The sequence below is a fragment of the Siccirubricoccus phaeus genome (assembly GCF_008360935.1).
Lineage (GTDB): Bacteria > Pseudomonadota > Alphaproteobacteria > Acetobacterales > Acetobacteraceae > Siccirubricoccus > Siccirubricoccus phaeus.
In genome coordinates this window covers 417,001-435,570 of sequence record NZ_SRXO01000002.1, presented here as the reverse complement: position 1 = coordinate 435,570, position 18,570 = coordinate 417,001, and the positions used below count along the sequence as shown (strand labels likewise).

The 18,570-nt window shown below is 70.9% G+C and carries 12 protein-coding genes; 2 read left to right on the top strand and 10 right to left on the bottom strand.

The genetic code is table 11. From position 1 onward, the window contains the following. Positions 1–137 precede the first annotated feature (137 nt). The 6 genes from E5N76_RS04410 to E5N76_RS04385 form a co-directional block, all read right to left on the bottom strand. Complete coding sequence (locus E5N76_RS04410; protein ID WP_149536073.1) at positions 138–1,589, bottom strand: N-acyl-D-amino-acid deacylase family protein; 1,452 nt, start codon at positions 1,587–1,589, stop codon at positions 138–140. Positions 1,590–1,696: 107 nt separating this feature from the next. Continuing rightward, positions 1,697–3,370, bottom strand: coding sequence for a hydantoinase B/oxoprolinase family protein (locus E5N76_RS04405; protein ID WP_149536072.1), 1,674 nt, complete (start codon positions 3,368–3,370; stop codon positions 1,697–1,699). Between the two features lie 12 nt (positions 3,371–3,382). Continuing rightward, entirely contained in the window at positions 3,383–3,796 is a 414-nt protein-coding gene (locus tag E5N76_RS04400) for a DUF3574 domain-containing protein (protein ID WP_187829973.1), read from the bottom strand. Continuing rightward, the gene (locus E5N76_RS04395) at positions 3,793–5,919 is read right to left on the bottom strand and encodes a hydantoinase/oxoprolinase family protein (protein WP_235907567.1); all 2,127 of its coding nucleotides are present in this window, start codon (positions 5,917–5,919) and stop codon (positions 3,793–3,795) included. The genes E5N76_RS04400 and E5N76_RS04395 overlap by 4 nt, the downstream gene beginning before the upstream one ends. Beyond that, positions 5,916–7,181: a hydantoinase/carbamoylase family amidase gene (locus E5N76_RS04390; RefSeq protein ID WP_149536070.1), complete on the bottom strand. Its 1,266-nt coding sequence runs from the start codon at positions 7,179–7,181 to the stop codon at positions 5,916–5,918. The genes E5N76_RS04395 and E5N76_RS04390 overlap by 4 nt, the downstream gene beginning before the upstream one ends. A 210-nt stretch (positions 7,182–7,391) precedes the next feature. Then, on the bottom strand, positions 7,392–8,183 hold the full coding sequence (locus E5N76_RS04385; protein ID WP_149536069.1) for an SDR family oxidoreductase: 792 nt from the start codon (positions 8,181–8,183) through the stop codon (positions 7,392–7,394). Positions 8,184–8,382: 199 nt separating this feature from the next. Here E5N76_RS04385 and E5N76_RS04380 point away from each other — a divergent pair, with 199 nt between their 5' ends. Both E5N76_RS04380 and E5N76_RS04375 read left to right on the top strand, forming a co-directional pair. Further along, positions 8,383–9,357, top strand: coding sequence for a 2-hydroxyacid dehydrogenase (locus E5N76_RS04380; protein WP_149536068.1), 975 nt, complete (start codon positions 8,383–8,385; stop codon positions 9,355–9,357). 450 nt (positions 9,358–9,807) lie between these two features. Further along, positions 9,808–10,791 (top strand): MBL fold metallo-hydrolase, encoded by a 984-nt coding sequence (locus tag E5N76_RS04375; RefSeq protein WP_149536067.1) that lies wholly within the window; start codon positions 9,808–9,810, stop codon positions 10,789–10,791. A gap of 366 nt (positions 10,792–11,157) precedes the next feature. Here E5N76_RS04375 and E5N76_RS04370 read toward each other — a convergent pair whose 3' ends face one another. The 4 genes from E5N76_RS04370 to E5N76_RS04350 form a co-directional block, all read right to left on the bottom strand. Then, a complete protein-coding gene (locus E5N76_RS04370) occupies positions 11,158–12,699 on the bottom strand; it encodes an EAL domain-containing protein (RefSeq protein ID WP_149536066.1) in 1,542 nt (513 codons plus the stop codon). A 1,000-nt stretch (positions 12,700–13,699) separates the two neighbouring features. Then, positions 13,700–15,112, bottom strand: a complete 1,413-nt coding sequence (locus E5N76_RS04360) for an amidase family protein (protein ID WP_235907566.1) — start codon at positions 15,110–15,112, stop codon at positions 13,700–13,702. An 85-nt stretch (positions 15,113–15,197) separates the two neighbouring features. Further along, the gene (locus E5N76_RS04355; RefSeq protein ID WP_187829972.1) at positions 15,198–16,379 is read right to left on the bottom strand and encodes a phytanoyl-CoA dioxygenase family protein; all 1,182 of its coding nucleotides are present in this window, start codon (positions 16,377–16,379) and stop codon (positions 15,198–15,200) included. A 654-nt stretch (positions 16,380–17,033) separates the two neighbouring features. Beyond that, positions 17,034–18,530 (bottom strand): aldehyde dehydrogenase family protein, encoded by a 1,497-nt coding sequence (locus tag E5N76_RS04350; protein ID WP_149536063.1) that lies wholly within the window; start codon positions 18,528–18,530, stop codon positions 17,034–17,036. Positions 18,531–18,570: the final 40 nt, after the last annotated feature.

Here is an 18,570-nt window from a genome sequence, read left to right as displayed (position 1 = left end):
TGGAAGCCTTGAGTTTTGCGCCTCGACCGTCGGGTCCAGGCTCAAGGGCTCCAAAGGGGTTGGACGCATTGCGTCCGACCGGCCCTTGGCGGGTGGGGGTTTGGGAGTTGTGGCACTGCCGCAACCAGCGCCCTCCCTCAATCGCGGTTCCGCCGGATCAGCCGCCCCGGCGTCGCGCCCGTCATCTCCCCGGCGCGATAGGTGGGGACGCCGTTGGTCCACACCTCCTCGATCCCGTCCGAGGGCTGCTTCGGGTCCTCGAAGGTCGCGCGGTCGATCACCTTGTGCGGGTCGAACAGCACGAGATCCGCATAGGCGCCCGGCTTCAGCACGCCGCGATCCACCATGCCGAAGAGCGAGGCGGTGCGCCCCGTCATCTTGTGCACCGCCTCCTCCATCGTCAGCAGGCCGAGCTGGCGGGAATAGAAGCCGAGCACCCGAGGGAAGGTGCCCCAGAGCCGCGGATGCGGGTGCGCATCATGCGGAATGCCGTCCGAGCCGATGACGCTCATCTTGTGCGCCATGATGCGGCGCACGTCTTCCTCGTCCATCTGGAAGGTGATGGCGCCGGCTGGCAGCAGCCTCTCCGCCGCGGTGCGGATATCCGTGTTCCAGCCCCGCGCCACCTCCTTCAGATCCTTCCCCGCAAATTCCGGATGCGGGATGGACCAGGTGATGATGACGCGGACGTCATCCCGCAGCCGGTCCGGCATCAGCACGGTGGAGCCGGCCGGGTAGGGGTACATGTCATAGGCGACTTCCTGCAGGGAGGCCGAGGCTTCCAGCAGCGCCAGGGTCTGCACGGAGCGGCCGTAATTCTCCGGCATCGAGCATTTGTGGTGGCTGATCCAGACCGGCACGCCGACGCGCTTGCCAATCTTCAGCGTCTCCTCGATGGAGGCGCAGACCTTGTCCGCCTCGTCCCGCATATGGGTGAAGTACATGCCGCCGGCGGCGCGCAGCGGCTCGGCGACGGCGATCACCTCCTCGGTCGGCGCATGCATGCTCGGCTTGTACCAGAGGCCGGTGGAGAAGCCGGAAGCACCCTCCGCCAAGCTTTCCGCCACGATGCGGCGCATCTCGGCGATCTCGTTGTCCTTCGCCGGGCGATAGACATCCTCGCCCATCACCCGATAGCGCAGCGTCTGGTGGCCGACGATGGCGTAGGTGTTCACCGCGGCGGGTGTCTTCCGCAGCGCCTCGGCGTACTCGGAAAAACTGCCGAAGCGCCACCAGCCATTCTCCCCGACAAGGTCGAGCGGCGGCACCGGCCGCTTCTCCGTCACCAGCGGCGCGAGGGAGACGCCGCAATTGCCGACCACCACCGTGGTGACGCCCTGGCTGGATTTGCAGCGCAGGCACTCGCAGCCCATCAGCACGGCGCGGTCGTCATGGGTATGCGCATCGATGAAGCCCGGGGCGAGGGCGCGGCCGGTGGCGATCACCTCGCGGTCCGCCGTCGCGCCGCCGAGATCGCCCACCGCGGCGATGCGGTCGCCGGTGACGCCGAGATCGCCGACCCGGCGCGGCGCGCCGGTGCCGTCGAACAGGGTGGCGTCGCGGATGATGAGGTCGCAGCGAAGGGCCATGAGCGTTGCGCGTCCGAAGTGGCGTTGAGCAAGCCGGGATCATGTCCCGCCGCGACAGGCAGCGCCAGAGGCAAGCCCTGCCGCGGCGGGGCCTCAGGGCCGCAGGGTCAGATCTCCACCCCGTAGATCTCCTTCGCCGCGGCGCGGGTGATCAGCCCATCCGCCACGTCGCGCTTCACCAATTCCGGGTCGCGCGCCTTCGGGTCGCCCATGCCGCCGCCGCCGGGCAGCTTCAGCAGCAGCCGCCGCCCCTTCGGGATGATCTGGAAGCCCTTGGTGCGCAGCGGCGTGCCGTTGGCGTCGTTCAGCCCGACCCAGCCGGCGGCGCCCTCGCCGCCGCCATCGCGGCCCTTGGGCGGGTTGGCCACGCGGTCGAAGATCGCGTTCACCGCGAATTCCGCCTCGCCCTTGGCGCCGATCTCCATCACCTGGCCGAAGCCGCCCCGCGTCTTCCCGGCGCCGGCGGAATCCGGGCGAAGCTGCTTCTGCCAGAAGATCACCGGCGCGACATTCTCCGTCGCCTCCACCGGCATGGTCCTGACGCCGGAGGGGAAGGCGATGCCGTCCAGCCCGTCCTTCCCCGGCCGCGCGCCGGTGCCGCCGGAGTTGAAGGTGATGATCTCGAAATCCTCCACCTCCGCCGCCTGGCCGGAGACCTGGGCGCCACCGCGCAGCGGCGGGTTCCACAGCGCGGAGGAGCCTTCCGCATTCACCCGCCCCGGCACCGCCTGGTGCAGGCAGCCCATCATCAGGTCCGGCAGCAACTGCCCTACCACATGGCGGACGCTGACCGGATAGGGCCGCGGCGCGTTCAGGATGCAGCCGGACGGGATCTCCATCTGGAAGGGGCTCAGCGAGGCCCAGTTGTTGGGAATTTCCGGCGCCACCACGCATTTGATGCCGAAGCAGGAATAGGCCCGGCAATAGGCCGGCGGCACGTTGATCCCCCGCGTGGAGAGGCCGGAGGTGCCGGCGTAATCCACTACGATCCGCGCTTCCTCGATGGTCATGGCGGCGTTCAGCGTTACCGGCGCCTCATAGCCATCCGACTTGATCTGGGCGCGGAAGGTGCCGCGCGGCAGCTTCCTGATCTCCTCGATGGTCGCGCGCAGCGAACTCTCGAAGATGTACTCGGCCAGCGGGTCGATCGAGTCCATCTCGAACTCGTCCATCATCTCCACCAGCCTTTTGGCGCCGGCATCGTTGCAGGCGCAGAGGCTGTAGATGTCGCCCTCCAGCTCCACCGGCGTGCGGCTGCCGGCGCGGATGAAGTCGAAGAAGGTCTCGTTCGGCGCGTTGCGGTCGAAGCATTTCACGATGGGGATGTAGAGGCCTTCCTCGAAGACGCTCCGCCCCTCCGGCCCCATGCCGAGCCCGCCGATATCGATGATATGCGCGGTGTTGGCGAAGAGGCCGACGATCTTCCCCTTCCGGAAGGCCGGCGTGACCACGGTGAGGTCGTGCAGGTGCCCGGTGCCGAGCCAGGGATCGTTGGTGATGTAGTGGTCGCCCGGCTGCATCCCCGCGGCGGGGAATTTCGCCAGGAAATGCCCGACGCTTTCCGCCATGGAGTTCACATGGCCGGGGGTGCCGGTGACGGCCTGGGCCAGCATGCGGCCCTGCAGGTCGAAGATGCCGGCGGAGAGATCGCCCGCCTCCCGCACCGTGGTGGAGAAGGCGGTGCGGATCATGGTCTGCGCCTGCTCCTCCACCACCGCGATCAGGCGGTTCCACTGGATCTGGCGCTGGATGGTGGCGAGCGCGCCCTTCTGTTCAGCCATGGTCGCTCCTCTCTAGAAGCCGGCCGCGCAGGCCTGGGTGAGGGTGATGCCGACGCTCTGCTGCGCGAAGTCGCGCTTATAGGCTTCGGCGGCCGCCTGAAGGGCGGCAAGGGATCGGGTCTCGGTTTCGGGCGGCACCACCAGGGTGACAACCTTGGTCGGGTCCGGCCGCAGCGCGCCGCGCCAGGTGCCGGTGGCATCGGTGGTGGTGGAGCCGGCGGGGAAGCGAGGCAGCAGTTCCGCCTCCAGGTAGCGGGTCCACTCCGCGTCCGTGACGCGCAGCGCCCCGCCGCTGGTGCGGCCGAAATAGCCGGTGATGACCGCGCGCCGGGCGAAGCTGGCCGGGCAGGCCGTCTCCCCAGGGGGCGGCGGCGCGGCGCAGGCGGTGGCCAGCGCCAGGGCCGGCAAGGCAGCGCCGCGGATCACGCCTGGACCAGGTCCAGATAGCCGAGCCCATCCATCCGGCAGGACCAGCCTCGCCCGACCAAGGTGCTCGTCTCCGCCTCCGCCACGATGCAGGGCCCGGGAACGACAGCGCCAGGTGCCATGGCGGCGCGGTCATAGACCGCCCATTCCGTGACCTCGCCCGTGGTGGTGTCGCGCACCTGCTGGTGGCGGATCGGCGCCGGGGCCGGCGCGGCCTCCACCTCGGCAACCGGCTCCACTGCCGGCACCTCGGTTGCCACCGTCACCGCGAAGCTGAGGATCTCCACATCGCTGCCCGGCACGGGGCGGTCGTAGAACTTCGTGTACTCGGCGTCGTAGGCGGCGCGGATGGCCGTCACATCCGCCTCGGTCAGGTCGCGCGCCGGCAGCTTCACCGCGATCTCATGCCCCTGCCCGACATAGCGCATATAGGCGAGGCGGCTTTCCGTGGTCCGCGCCCCGAAGGCGCCGTTGGCCACCACGGCGGCGGCCTCGTTCGCCATGCCGGCCAGCAGCGCATTCACCGCGCCCACATCGAAGCTGGCAAAGCGCTGGTAGAGGCTGCGCACCACCTCATACCCCACCGGCGCGCGCAGGAAGCCGATGGCGCTGCCGACGCCGGCGCCGCTCGGCACCAGCAGCCGCTTCACCCCGATCTTCTCCGCGACGCGGTAGCCATGCACCGGCCCGCCGCCGCCGAAGGCGATGATGGTGCGGCCCTCGAACCCCTTGCCGCTTTCGATGGCATGGACGCGGGCGGCATTTGCCATGTTCTCGTCCACCATCTCGACGACGCCGAGCGCGGCCATGTCGGCCGGCAGGCCCAGCCGGCCGCCGACTTCCGCCACCAGCGCATCGCGCGCCGGCTCCGGGAACAGCCGCAGCGCGCCCCCCGCGAAATGCTCCGGATCGTAGCGGCCGAGCGCCAGGTTCGCATCCGTCACCGCGGGCTTGGCGCCGCCGCGGCCATAGCAGGCCGGCCCTGGATCGGCGCCGGCGGATTCCGGCCCCACGGTGATCCGCCCCATGCTGTCCACCGCCGCCAGCGAGCCGCCGCCGGCGCCGATCTCCACCATCTCGATCACCGGGATGCGCAGCGGCAGGCCGGAGCCCTTCTTGAAGCGGCCCACCCGCGCCACCTCGAAGGTGCGGCTGGCCTGCGGCTGGTACTGGTCGATCAGGCAGATCTTCGCCGTGGTGCCGCCCATGTCGAAGGACAGCACTTCGGTCAGCCCGCGCTGCTTCGCGACATGCGCCGAGAAGATGGCGCCGCCCGCCGGGCCGCTCTCCACCAGCCGGATGGGGAAGCGCCGCGCCGTCTCCAGCGTCGTCAGCCCGCCGCCCGAGAGCATCATGAAGACCGGGCAGGCGAGGCCCCCCTCGCGCAGCCCCACTTCCAAGCGCTTCAGGTAGCTCGCCATCAACGGCTGCACATAGGCGTTGGCGACGGTGGTGCTGAACCGCTCCCACTCCCGCATCTCCGGCGAGACCTCGGAGCTGAGCGAGACCGGCACCTCCGGCCACAGGCGATGGAGGATCGCCGCCGCCTGCTTCTCATGCGCCGGGTTGACGAAGGCATGCAGGAAGCCGATCGCCACGGCCTCGATGCCCTCGGCGCGCATGAACTCCACATGCCGCGCCACCGCCGCCTCATCCAGCGGCAGCAGCACCTTGCCGGTATTGTCCAGGCGCTCCGTCACCGGCAGGCGCCAGCGCCGCGGCACCAGGGGCTGCGGCAGCTCGATGTTCAGATCGTACTGGTCGTAGCGGCTCTCATTGCCCAGGGCGAGGACGTCGCGGAAGCCCTCCGTCGTCAGCAGCGCGGTCTTCGCCCCCTTGCGCTCGATGACGGCATTGGTCGCCAGCGTCGTGCCATGGATGACCAGCGCAATATCGGGAGGTGCCAGCCCCGCCTTCTCCAGCACCAGCTTCACGCCCTCCAGCACGCCGAGCTCCGGCGCATGCGGCGTGGTCAGCACCTTGCCGGTCCAGCGCTGCTCGCCCTGCTCCACGGCCACGTCGGTGAAGGTGCCGCCGATATCCACGGCGAGACGGGCGGCTGCGCCGCCCTGGGGGGCAAGGCGGGCGGCCGCGCCGCCCTCAGGGGCCAGCCGCGCGCTCACGCGCCATACTCCGCCGCAAAGTGCTGCGCCACCTTGCAGGCCTCCGCAAAATCCTCGATCCGCATGGCTTCCTTCGGGTTGTGACTGCCGTGTTGGTTGCGCACGAAGAGCATCCCCGCCGGGATGCCCGCCTGGGCGAAGGCCGCGGCGTCATGGCCGCCGCCGCTCGGCATCACCAAATGCCGCACGCCGAGCGTCTCCGCCGCGCGCCGCAGCGCCGCCTGCACGCCCGCATCCATGGGCGATGGCTGGCTGCCGCCCTCGCTGCCCAGCTCGAAGCGCACGCCGCGGCGGGCCGCGATCTCGGCGGTCTTCTCGTACAGCAACTCGTAGATCCGGTCGCAGCAATGCAGGTTCAGGCTGCGGACATCGAGCTGGAACACCGCCTCGCCCGGGATCTTGGTGAAGCCCGCCTCCGCCGTCGTGCCCATGACGCAGAAGGTCACCACCAGCCGGTTCCCCAGCGCCTCCAGCCGCACCCATTCCTCGTCCAGCGCCACCGCCAGCTCGGCCAGCGCCATGGCGGCGTCGCGGCGGTATTTGCGCGGTGTCCCGCCGGAATGGTTGTACTCGCCGAGCACTCGCGCCGCCCGCAGCCGCCGGCTGCCGGGAATGCCGGTGACGATGCCGACGGGGATCTGCTCCGCCTCCAGCACCGGCCCCTGCTCGATATGCACCTCCAGATAGGCGGCGGTGTTGTCGGGGGTGATCACCTTTTCCCCGCGCCGGACGAAGCCGGGGTCCAACCCCTCCTCCGCCATGTGGTCGGCGAGGCTGCGGCCGCTATCGGTCCGCTTCACCGCCAGCTCGCTTGCCGCCAGCGTGCCGAGCGCGCCGCGGGAGCCGGGATAGGAGGTGGGGAACCACGCCCCCGCCTCCTCCGCCCTTATCGCCATCACCGTCACGTCCCGCGCCGGGGTGAAGCCGGCCCGCTTCATGCCCGCCACCGCCGCCAGCCCGGCCAGCACGCCGGCGGCGCCGTCGAAATTGCCGCCCTGCTGCACGCTGTCCAGATGGCTGCCGAGGATCACCCGCTTCGCCGCCCGGTCCGCCCCCGGCAGGGTCACGTAGAGATTGCCGACCGGGTCGGCCTTCTTCTCCAGCCCCAGCGTCTCTGCCGTCTCCGCCAGCAGGGCATGTGCCATGCGCTCGCCCGGCCCATAGGCCTCCCGGGTGATGCCGACGCCATCGAAACTCTTCGCCCGCAGCTCATCGAACAGCGTCGCCGCCAGCTCGACATCCGGCGTCAGATTGGGGAGCACCACCAGCCTCCAGAACAAGCAATTTCTCCGGGTCGGCGCCCCGGGCCCCGCGGCCCGGCGACTCCCGGCATCTCTTCCGGCGGCCTGCTGATCCCGTCGGCCCTGGGCCAGACCCAGGACCTTCAGGGGCAGGACGCCCTGTCTTCTGCGGCCTGCTGATCCCTTCCGGTCCCGGGCCAGGCCCAGGACCTTCAGGGGCAGGACGCTGCGCTACACCATCCCGCGCACCCGCCCGCCATCGACGCGGATGAGGCTGCCGGTGATGTAGCCGCCCTTCTCGCTTGCAAGAAACGCGCCCATCGGCCCGTAATCCCCCGGCACCCCCAGCCGCCCGGCCGGAATCTCCGCCGCCGCCTGGGCCAGCGCGTCCTCGTAGCTGATGTTGAGCTGCTGGGCCCGCTTGGTGGTGGTCTGGATCACCCGGTCCGTCTGGATGGTGCCGGGGGCCAGGATGTTCATCGTCACCCCGTCCTTCGCCACCTCGCCGGAGAGCGTTTTCAGCCAGCCCCAGATGGAGGCGCGCAGCGTGTTGGAGAGCGCGAGCGTCGGGATCGGGTGCTGCAGCCCGGTGCTGCCGACCACGATGATCCGCCCCCAGCCCCGCTCCCGCATCTTCGGCAGCAGCGCGTTGGTGATGCGGATGGGGGAGACGACGATGTGCTGGAACCACTCCAGCAGCGCCGGCTCGGTGATCTCGGAGGCGGTGCAGGGCGGCGGGCCGCCATGGTTCAGCACCAGGATATCGACGCCGCCCAGCGCCTTCTCGGCGGCCGCCGCCAGCTTGTCCATGTCCGCGCTGCTGGCGACATCGGCCACCACGCCGGCGGCGCTGGCTGCGCCCTTGGCCTTCAGCTCCGCCGCCGCCTGATCGAGCCGCCCCTGGTCGCGGCCGCTGATGACCAGCGCCGCCCCCTCCTCCGCCAGCGCATCGGCGATCGACCTTCCGAGCCCCTTGGTGCCGCCCATCACCAGGGCGCGCTTGCCCTGCAACCCGAGATCCATGGCCTCTCTCCCTGTTCCGGCGCCAGCCGGGGACCCTGCCCGCCGGCCGGAGCCCTGGCAAGTCCGGCGCCAGGCACCGGGGCTCGCGCCGGCCCTGGCACCTCCGCCCCGGCAAGCGTCCCTGGCAAGCGCCCCGGCAAGCGCCCCTGGCAAGCCCGCCAACCCCTGCTACATCGAAACCCATGCGAAGGAGACGCTGATGGCCAAGCCCCCCCTGCTCGTCACCCGCCATTTTCCGGAGGCCATCGAGGCCCGCGCCGCCCGCGACTACGCCGCCGCGCTGAACCCCACCGACGAGCTCTGGTCCGGCGACGCCGCCGAGATCATCCGCCGCGCCACCGCCATCTCCGCCCAGGGCATCCTCTGCGCCGCGGGTGACCGGCTGGATGCCGCCTGCATTGCCGGCCTGCCGCCCTCGGTGAAGCTGCTCTCCACCTTTTCCGTCGGCACCGACCATATCGACCTGGAAGCCGCCCGCGCGCGGGGGATCCAGGTGGCGAACACGCCGGACGTCCTCTCCTTCGCCACCGCCGAGATCGCCTTCACCCTGCTGCTGATGGCCGCCCGCCGCGCCGGGGAGGCGGAGCGGATGGTCCGCGCCGGGCAATGGCGCGGCTGGTCTCCCACCCAGCTCATCGGCGTGACGCTGGAGGGCAAGAAGCTCGGCATCCTCGGCCTCGGCCGCATCGGGCGGGAGATGGCAGGCATGGCCCGGGGCTTCCGGATGGAGGTGCATTACCACGGCCGCCGCCGCCTGCCGCCGGAGCTGGAGCAGGGCGCGATCTGGCATGACTCGGAAGACAGCTTCCTCGCGGCGATCGACGCGCTCTCCATGCATATCCCCGGCGATGCCGGGAATCGCCACTGGCTGAACGCGGCACGCCTCGCCCGGCTGAAGCCCGGCGCCATCGTGGTGAATACCGGCCGCGGCAGCACGGTGGAGGATGCGGCGCTGATCGCCGCGCTGCGGTCCGGGCAGGTCCGCGCCGCGGGCCTCGATGTCTATGACGGCGAGCCGATGATCAACCCTGGGTATTTCGCGCTGGAGAATGTCGTCATGCTGCCGCATCTCGGCAGCGCCGCGGCGGAGACACGGGACGCCATGGGCCACCGGGCGCTCGACAATCTCGACGCCGTGCTGCTGCGCGGCGAGGCGCCGCCTTTCCCGGTTTAGGCCTGCGGTATTGCCGCGCGGCTCGACGGCGGCGCTGCGTCATGCCTGGCGCCGCGCGGAGCCTGGAGCGGTGAGGCCGTGCCCCGCCGGGCAGCGCCTTCCTCTCCGCGAAGACGCCCGCCGTGGCGCGGGGCTTCGCGCAGCCGGAAGCGGGAAGCCGCTGCAAGGCAACGGGCAGCGCCTTCAACCTCCCGGCATGGACGCCAAGCGGCGCCGCGAAGGCCGCGCAGCGCGTGGAGCGGCAAAGCCGGGCCGGATGATTCGCGCCTTCCGCGAGGACGCCGCACGACGCCCGGCGCCCTGAAAACATCCGATCCAGGCCGCCGCGCAACCTGAAGCGGCAAAGCGGTTTCAGGGCACCGGGCAGCCGCCGCCGGACCCTGGCGCCCCCGGTTTGCGCGGGAAAAGCGGCCGGCGACATCATGGCCGGCAGATCCGGGGAGCACGCCTATGCCCATCGCCCGCCGCACGGCCCTGACCGCCCCCATGGCCGCCCCCCTGATCGTCCCCCTGGCCGCGCCCCCCGCGCTGCTGGCCCGCAAGGCCGCCGCCCAGGCCCCGGCCTCCAGCCGCTTGGCCCAGGCCCCCGGCTATTACCGCTTCAAGCTGGGCAGCCTCACCGTCACCACCGTGTTCGACGGCTATAACCGCCGCCAGGTCCAGGGCCTGGTGCGCAATGCACCGCTGGAGGAGGTGCAGGGCGTGCTCGCGGAGAGCTTCCTGCCCACCGCCACCTATGACGGCCCCTACACCGTCACCTTCGTCGAGACCCGCCGCCAGCTCATCGCCTTCGATGCCGGCACCGGCGGCCAGATGGCGCCGACCGCCGGGCTGCTGGCCCAGAACATGGCGGCGGCGGGGCTGGACCCGGCCAGGGTCGGCCTGGTCGTCATCACCCATTGCCACCAGGACCATATCCACGGGCTGACGACGCGGGAGGGCGAGGCGGTCTTCCCCCAGGCGGAGGTGGCAGTGCCCGATGCGGAATGGGCCTGGTGGAGCGATCCGGGCAATGAAAGCCGCAGCCCGGAGGGGCAGCGGGTGAATTTCGCCAATGTCGCCCGTCGCTTCGCCCCCTATCGCAGCAGGCTGCGCCGCTTCGCCCCGGGGGCGGAGCTGGCGCCGGGCCTGCGCGCCGTGGCCGCGCCCGGCCATTCGCCCGGCCACAGCCTGATGCAGGTGGAGGATGACGGGCAGACCCTGCTGCTGCTGGCGGACACCACCCACCGGCCGGAGCTGTTCGCCCGCCGCCCCGACCTGCATTCGATCTTCGACTTCGACCCGGAGGCGGCCGCCGCCACGCGGCGCCGGGTGCTGGATCAGGTGGCGACCGACCGCATCCGCGTCATCGGCTATCATTTCCCCTTCCCGGCCGTCGGGCATATCGCGCGGGACGGCCAGGGCTACCGCTACCACCCGCAGGAATGGGCCTAGAGCGTGATCGGTTGAGGTCGAATCGACCGAAACCGTGAATCACGCGACCGAACAACGAGCTAGAGCGGGGCGGGTGAGCGCAGCTCAACCGATCCCGCTCTAGAGCGTCTTCACGCTGACTGCGCAGCGTGAAGACGCTCTATCTCATTGATGGTAGAATAGATTCACGCCTCCGGGCGATTCCGCCCTCCGGCGATCTGCTCTAGCGCCCTGCCCGCTCCGTTCGCTGGATTCCGGCGAACGGAGCGGGCAAGCACGCCATGGCCCTGCTCGCCGGTCGGCCCGCGGCGGCACCGGCAGCGTCGGAGGGCGCCCGGAATGAGTCAGAGGTCGGGGGGATTCGCCCCGACTCTCAGCCCTCAGCCCTCAGCCCGGCATCGGCCCCGGCCGGCCGAACAGCCAGCCCTGGCCGAATTCCACCCCCAGCTCCTGCATCAGCGCCGCCTCCGCCTCGGTCTCGATCCGCTCTGCCACCACCTTCGCGCCGACCGTCCGGGCCAGATCCACCATGGCGGCAACGATGCCGCGGTCCATCGGGCTGGCCATGGCGTTCTGCACATAGAGCCCGTCGATCTTGACGTAATCCACCCGCAGCACGCGGAGATAGCGGAAGGCGGCGGAGCCAGCGCCGAAATCATCGATGCAGACCGGCACGCCGAGGCCGCGCAGCGCCTCCACCGTGCGGATCGCCTCCGCCTCATCCTCGATCTCGGCGGTCTCCGTCACCTCGAAGAGCAGGCGGTGGGCCAAAGGCGGCTCGGCTTCCAGCATCCGCACCAGGGCCTGGCGGAAGCCCGGGCTCTGCAAGGAAAGGCCGGAGAGGTTGGCGGCGATGCGGGTGCCGCGGGCGCGGCGGGCGGCGCTGCAGACGGCGAGCAGCACGGCCCAGTCCAGCTCCTCGGAAAGCCCCAGCGCCTCGGCGAAGATGACGAAATTCTGCGCCAGGGAGAGCGGCGGCTCGATCTCCGCCTCCGGCCGCAGCAGGGCCTCGTAATGATGCGGGCGGCGATCCGCCAGCCGGACGATGGGCTGGAAGGCGAGGCGGAATTTCCGCTCCGCGATCGCCTGGCGCAGCCGCACGGTGCGGCCATAGGCGCTGGCAACGAAGCCGGCGAGTCCGCCGCCGAACCCCGCCTCCGCCAGGGCCTCGGCGCCGCCCCGGGTGAAGGCAGAGAGGGCGTAGCGCAGCGCCCGCGTCATCTGCATCGGCGTCAGGCTGGCATCGTCCAGCGCCAGGGTTTCGGTGGCGATGGCGGCCTCATGGCCGGAGGCGGCGGCCAGCGCCTCGATCTTCGCGGCCATGGCGGCGAGATCCGCCTGGGCGCGGGAGATGATGCCGTAGCGCCCCGCCGCCAGCTCCCCCGCCAGGCTGTCCGGGGAGATGCTGGCCGCCAGCTCCTCCCGCACCAATTGGGTCAGGGCGCCGTCCGGGGCCAGGCTGCTGTCCGGCGCGCGGATTTCCAGCAGGCCGAGCGTGCCGGAGGAGGCGCCGCCGCGGGCCAGCGCATGGGCGGCGTCGCGCAGCGGGGCGGGGCCGCCGACCCGCGGCGGCTCCTGCGCGGTGGCCAGCGGCAGGGCGGCGAAGGTCAGGCAGAGCCGGTCGGCCTCCCGCCCCAGCAGGCGCAGCCCGCTGCAGGCCATGGGGGTGGTACCGGCATTGGCCAGGTGGAAGATGGTGGGCGGCAGCCGGTCCCGCGCCAGCAGGGTGTTGAAGGCGATTTCGAAGGCGGCGTGGTCCGGCAGGGCCAGCACGTCCCGCACATGCTGGCCCACCAGGGAGTCCGGGGAGCGACCCAGCCGGCTGTGGAAGGCGCCGGCGGCGAAGAGGATGCGGCCCGCCGAGGAGACTTCCAGCAGCATCTCCGCGGCGGCCAGGGCGAAGGTCAGGAACCGTTCCCGGTCGGTCACCGGCCTTGGCCGGCGCGGCGGCTTCCCTTCCTCACTGCCCATCCCGGTGAAGGACCCTTGTCGCATCCCGTGCAGGGTCGCATGGCGGGAGTGAACTGGCCGTGAATGGCCCAGGCAAAGCGGCAATCAATTCGTAAGTGGTGGCGGTAACGCTTCGGCCGCCTCCGCCGCCGGGCAGCGCGGCAGGGCGTGGGCGGAAACGCTTCGGCGGCGACGGGCTCGCCGGAACCGTCCCGGGCCGCGCCCGCCCGCGCATCCCCACGGCCGCGCGCGGAAGAGCTAGAGCGGGGCGGGTGAGCACAGCTCAACCGATCCCGCTCCAATGTCCCGATTCCGCAGTCCTGCGGACTTCGTTCTCGGGCCAACAGCTCTTGTTTTCAGTGGCCTGCCTGCCCGCTGCCTTCGCTGGAAATCCAGCGAAGGCAGCGGGCAGGACACTAGGCGGTGTGGACGGATTTGATCCGGAGTATGGCGCAGTAGCCAGCGGCTCTCAGGCGCGCCTACTCGCCGAGCCGGCGTCGCCCGCGCGGTAACGCGCGATAACAGGACGTAGGATCCCGAATCGGGCCGGAATTCTACCAGCTCCCGCGACCCGCGACGCCCCTCGATTCCAGACGCCGCTCCGGATACAGGCCCATCGCCAAGGCAGTGTTGCGCTTTGGTGCGATCGACCTGCTGGTGAGCAATGCCGGCATCCAGCCGCGGCACCGCTCGATGCATTCGAACGTCACCTGCCCCGGCTTCGTGCGCATGCCGCCGATGGACAGGCAGCTCTCTGAGCAGGCGAAGGAACTCGGCCTCACCGAGGCCGAAATCCTGCGCGAAGTCATGCTGAAGGAGACGGTGGATGGCGAGTTCACCACCGTCGAGGACGTGACACGGGCTGTGCTGCTCTTTGCCGGTTTCGGCGCCAACGCGCTGAAGGGCCAATCGCTCGTCGTGAGTCACGGCCGGTTCATGCAACAGGCATCCGGATGCCGCAGCCCGAAGGCCGCGAGCTTCAGCGCGCCAGCGGCGGCCGGTGCTGTGCCCAGGGGCGCGCCGCCTCGAAGGCCGCGCTTGCCTGCAGCACGCCGAGATCGTCGAAGCGCCGGCCGACGATCTGCAGCCCCACCGGCAGCCCCGCCGGGGTGAAGCCGCAAGGCACGCTTGCCGCCGGGCTGCCCGACCAATTGAACGGGTAGGAGAATTCCGCCCACATCAGCCAGTCCCATTCATGCTGCGGCCAGTGCGCCGGCTGCAGCCTCTCCGCCGGGAAGGCGGCGACGCTCACCGCCGGGGAGAGCAGGAAATCGTAGCCCTCCATGAATTCGTGGATCGCCTGGATATAGGCGAAGCGCCGCTCCCGCATTTCCATGAACTGCCGCACGGTGAAGCCCGCCGCCGATTTGATCATGGCGACGAAGCCGGGATCCATCCGGTCCTCGTACTCCGGCAGGTGGCGCAGCCGCGCGGTGAAGGTCGCCGGCCAGAAGAATCGCGCCAGCTCCGGCCCGAGCGGACCCCAGGCGGGCGTCACCTCCTCCACCTCGGCGCCCATCTCCTCGAAGGCGGCGACCGCCCTGGCGACGACCTCCGCCACGTCGGGATCGACGCGCGCATGGCCAAGGTCGCGGGTGAAGCCGATCCGCTTGCCTTTCATGCGCGCGGCCTTGAGCTGGCCGGCATACTCCTGCGGCGGCGTCTCCAGCGAGGTGAAATCCCAGGGGTGCGGTCCGGCGATCGCCTGCAGCATCAGCGCCGCATCTTCCACGCTGCGGGTCAGCGGGCCGACATGGGTGGCGAGGTCGTTATTCGAGATCGGCCAGCTCGGCACGCGCCCATGGGTCGGCTTCAGCCCGTAGACGCCGGAGAAATGCGCCGGCATGCGGATGGAGCCGGCGCCGTCGCCGCCCTGGTGCAGCGGCCCATAGCCGCAGGCCGCCGCCACGCCGGCGCCGGAGGAGGAGGCGCCGGCATTCAGCCCCTTGCCCCAGGGGTTGTGGGTGATGCCGGAGATCGGCGCCTGGCTCACCCCCTTCCAGCCCCATTCGGCGGCCGAGGTCGTCTTGCCCAGCATCATCCCGCCGGCCTCGAGCAGCCGGGTGACCACCGGCGCATCGACATCCGGGATGGTGCCCTGCATCACCGCCGTCGCGTAATCCGTCTGCACGCCCTTCGTCGGCTGCAGATCCTTGATGGTGACCGGAATGCCCTCGAGCAGCCGCGGCGTCTCGCCCTTCTGGAACACCGCCTCGGAGCGCCTTGCGGCGGCGAGCGCGTGTTCCGGCGTGACGCGCATCATCGCATTCACGCCGGGGTCGATGCGCGCGATCCGCTCCAGCACGGAATTCGCCACCTCGACGGGGGAGAGCTTGCGCGCCCGGTACAGCGCCGCGAGCTCCGCGACGCTGAGATAGCCGATCTCGTCCACGCCCACTCTCGCCCCCCCCCATGGCCGCCCGCGACCGGGGCAGTTTCGCCCCTGGCCGCGCGCTGTCAACCGAAGGGCGGCGAGGTCAGATCGCCAGGTCCTTGGTGTTGTAGTCGCGAATCACCCGGTCGAAGGTCTCGGGCGTGAAGCGGAACTGCTCCTCCAGCCCGGCGAAGGGCTGGTAGCGGAAGGCCGGCTCCTCCGGGCGCGCCTGGCGCCGCGCGTCGATCGCCACCTGGATCACCGCGGCGCGGTCGAAGATGCGCTGCTCGTCATAGACGGCATTGGTCTCCGCCATGGACAGCGCCGCCTTCTGCCCCAGCACGGAACGGCGCCGGTGGAAGCCGAAGGTCAACGAGATGCGGATGTCCGGCGAGCTGTTGGCGAAGGAGCCATGCACCATCTGGCGATTCACCATGGTCACGTCGCCCGCCTTGCAGACCAGCGGCACCGCGCCCGGCAATTGGTCGCTGCCGCCATTCGCCGCCACCATGCCCTTGATGTCCGCCTTGCCCAGCTTGTGCGAGCCGGGGATCACCCAGAGGCAATTCGCCGGCGTCGTCGGGTAGAGCTGCACCTGGTAGTTGAAGCCGTGGATCCCCTCGTCCCAGTCGGGCGAGTTCCAATGCGTCACGCCATCCTGGTGCCAGGCGACGGAGCCGCCGAGGCCCGGCTGCTTGACGAAGATGGCATCGTTGAAGGGCACGAAATCCGCACCGTTGATGGATTGCGCCGCGGCCAGCAGCTTCGGGTGCCCATAGAGCCGCAGGCCCGAGGGCATCGACTGGCACATGGAGTACATCAGGAACACCACCCATTCCGGCGCATCCGCATCCGGCTTCGGCTGGCTCATCTGCGCCGGGTGGCGCCCGCCGAGAAGCTGCGTGCCGCCCCAGGGATCGGCCAATGGCCTGGTGAAGCGGTAGGGCAGGCGGGCATGGTCGAGGCCGAGCGCCGGGCGGCCCTGCGCATCCACCTTGGCATCCGGCCCGACCGGCGCGCGCTCCAGCATGTTCTGCGCATCGGCGCGCAGCGCCGCGACCTCCGCCGCGTCGATCACGCCCTCGAAGATGTAGTAGCCATGGCGCCAATAGGCGGCCTGGATCTCGGGATGCAGCGCCCCGTCCGCGGTGAGGCGCAGCGGCCCGCGATTGCCGATCTCGGCGGCCAGCTTCTCGCCCGTAGCGCGATAGGCCTCCATGGCGGCGGCATGCTCGGCGCGGGACAGGCTGCGCGGGGTTGTGGCTGGCTCGGCCAGGGCGTTCATGGCACCCATCTCCTCCCGTGATTTCCGCCATGGTCGCCGCAGGGCGGGCGGCGCACAAGCGGCTTTCGCCAGGCGTCACGGGCCGGTGCGCTGCCGTTCCGGCATGGCCGCAGCCGCGCCGGGGCGGTCTCGCGCCGTCCAGCCGCCTGGAGCCGGCCACCGCCGGCCCGCCGCCGCGCCGTCATCGCCATGCGGGATTTTGCCGGTGACGGTGGCGGCCTTCCGGTCCTGCGGCATGGGCGCAGCCTTGGCCATGCCTGCGCGGCTGCTGCGGGAGATGCTGGAAGGGGGGCGACGGGGCCGGATCCGCTGGCGGCGGAGACGGGCTTCATGGCGGCCATCCCCGCGGTGCTGGAGACGCCCTGGGCCATGGCGGCGATGGCGGATTTGGCCTTCCCGCCACGCGCGGCGAGCGGCCGGAGGGCTTCGCCGAGGGCCAGCGCTTCGAGGCGGCGCTGTTCCGCGCCGCCGTCACCGCGCCTGACGTGCACCGGGTGCTGTCCGAGGTGATGCGGCTCCTGCAGCCGCGGGCCGATCCGCAGTCGCCGGGAATCCGGCAGCGGACCGTGGCCTTGGCCGGACCGCAGGGCGGCGACGTGACGCGGAAAGCCCCCGGGCAGCGACGCGCTGCCCGGGGATGGGGGTGGCGGCGGCTCAGGCCGGCGGCGGCGGCAGAGCGAGGTTCACGCTGACATTCTTCCGCTGGGTGAAGCTGTCCAGCATGCCTTCCAGCGAGAATTCCCGGCCGATGCCGCTCTGCTTGTAGCCGCCGTAGGAATGGCCGGGCACCTGGCCGCCGGCCTGGTTCACCTGCACCCAGCCAGCTTCGATCTGGTGCGCGGTGCGCAGCGCGGTGCCGATGTCGCGGGTGAAGACATAGGCGGCGAGGCCGTAATGGCTGTCATTCGCCATGCGCAGCATCTGCGCCTCGTCCTCCCAGGGAATCGCCACCAGCACCGGGCCGAAGATTTCCTCCCGGGCCAGCCGCCAGTCATTGGTGGCATCGGCGAAGATGGTGGGGACGGCGAAATAGCCCTTGGAGAGCGGCCCCTCGTTGGGCGGCAGCCCGCCGACCACCAGCCGCGCATCGTCGCGGCCCAGCCCTTCCTTCACATAGGAACAGACCCGGTCGAATTGCTTGCGGTTGATGATGGTGCCGATGTCGGTCGATTCCTCCAGCGGATCGCCCAGCTTCAGCGTGGCGACCTTGGCGGAGAGCCGCGCCAGCACGCTGTCGAACACCTTGCGGTGCAGGAAGAGGCGGGAGCCGGCGGTGCAGGACTGGCTCTGCCGGGTGAAGCGCATGGCGGCGATGATGCCGTCGATGATCCACTCCTCCTCGCCGACGTCCGGGTAGATAACGCAGGGCGATTTCCCCCCGAGCTCCAGCGAGACCGGCACGATCCGCTCCGCCGCCCACCCCATGATGAGCTTGCCGACGGCGGTGGAGCCGGTGAAGGAGAGCTTGCGCACGGCAGGGTGCTTCGCCAGCGGCTCGCCCGCTTCCGGCCCGGTGCCGGTCAGCAGGTTCAGCACACCTTGTGGCAGATGCTCCTGGCAGATCGAGGCCAGCAGCAGCACGCCGAGCGGTGCATCCTCCGCCGCCTTCATCACCACCGTGTTGCCGGCGCAGAGCGCGGGCGCGATCTTCAGCGCCGCCAGCAGCACCGGCGCATTCCAGGGGATGATGGCGCCGACGACGCCGAGCGGCTCGCGCCGCGTATAGCTCAGCACCTGTTCGCCGAGCGGGATGGTCTCGCCCTTCAGCTCGCTGGCGAGGCCGCCGAAATAGCGGAAGATCTGCGACAGGCCCTGGGCCTCCGGCCGTGCCTGGGTGCGCAGCGCGTTGCCGGTCTCGGTCGCCACCTGGCGGGCGATCTCCTCGGTGCGCGCCTCCAGCACATCGGCGATGCGCAGCAGGGCGCGGCCGCGCTCCCGCGGCGGCACGCGGGACCAGGCGGGGAAGGCGGCCTGCGCCGCGGCGACGGCCTGCTCCACATCCGCCGCGCGGGCGCGCGGCACGGCGGCGATGGGCTGCCGCGTGGCGGGATTCTCGACCGGGATGGTCTCGCCGGAAGCGGCCTGCACCCAGGCGCCGTTGATGAGCATGGGGCGCGGCGCCAGGGCCGCTGCGCTGTCGATCGCATTCATGCGTGGTTCCCTCCTGCGGCGTGAGACGACCCGGCGCCGC

Coding starts and splice junctions, on each gene's coding strand:
- E5N76_RS04380 (WP_149536068.1), top strand. CDS start 8,383: ATGGCCAAGCCCCCCCTGCTCGTCACCCGCCATTTTCCGGAGGCCATC.
- E5N76_RS04410 (WP_149536073.1), bottom strand. CDS start 1,589: ATGGCCCTTCGCTGCGACCTCATCATCCGCGACGCCACCCTGTTCGAC.
- E5N76_RS04405 (WP_149536072.1), bottom strand. CDS start 3,370: ATGGCTGAACAGAAGGGCGCGCTCGCCACCATCCAGCGCCAGATCCAG.
- E5N76_RS04350 (WP_149536063.1), bottom strand. CDS start 18,530: ATGAATGCGATCGACAGCGCAGCGGCCCTGGCGCCGCGCCCCATGCTC.
- E5N76_RS04355 (WP_187829972.1), bottom strand. CDS start 16,379: ATGAACGCCCTGGCCGAGCCAGCCACAACCCCGCGCAGCCTGTCCCGC.
- E5N76_RS04385 (WP_149536069.1), bottom strand. CDS start 8,183: ATGGATCTCGGGTTGCAGGGCAAGCGCGCCCTGGTGATGGGCGGCACC.
- E5N76_RS04375 (WP_149536067.1), top strand. CDS start 9,808: ATGCCCATCGCCCGCCGCACGGCCCTGACCGCCCCCATGGCCGCCCCC.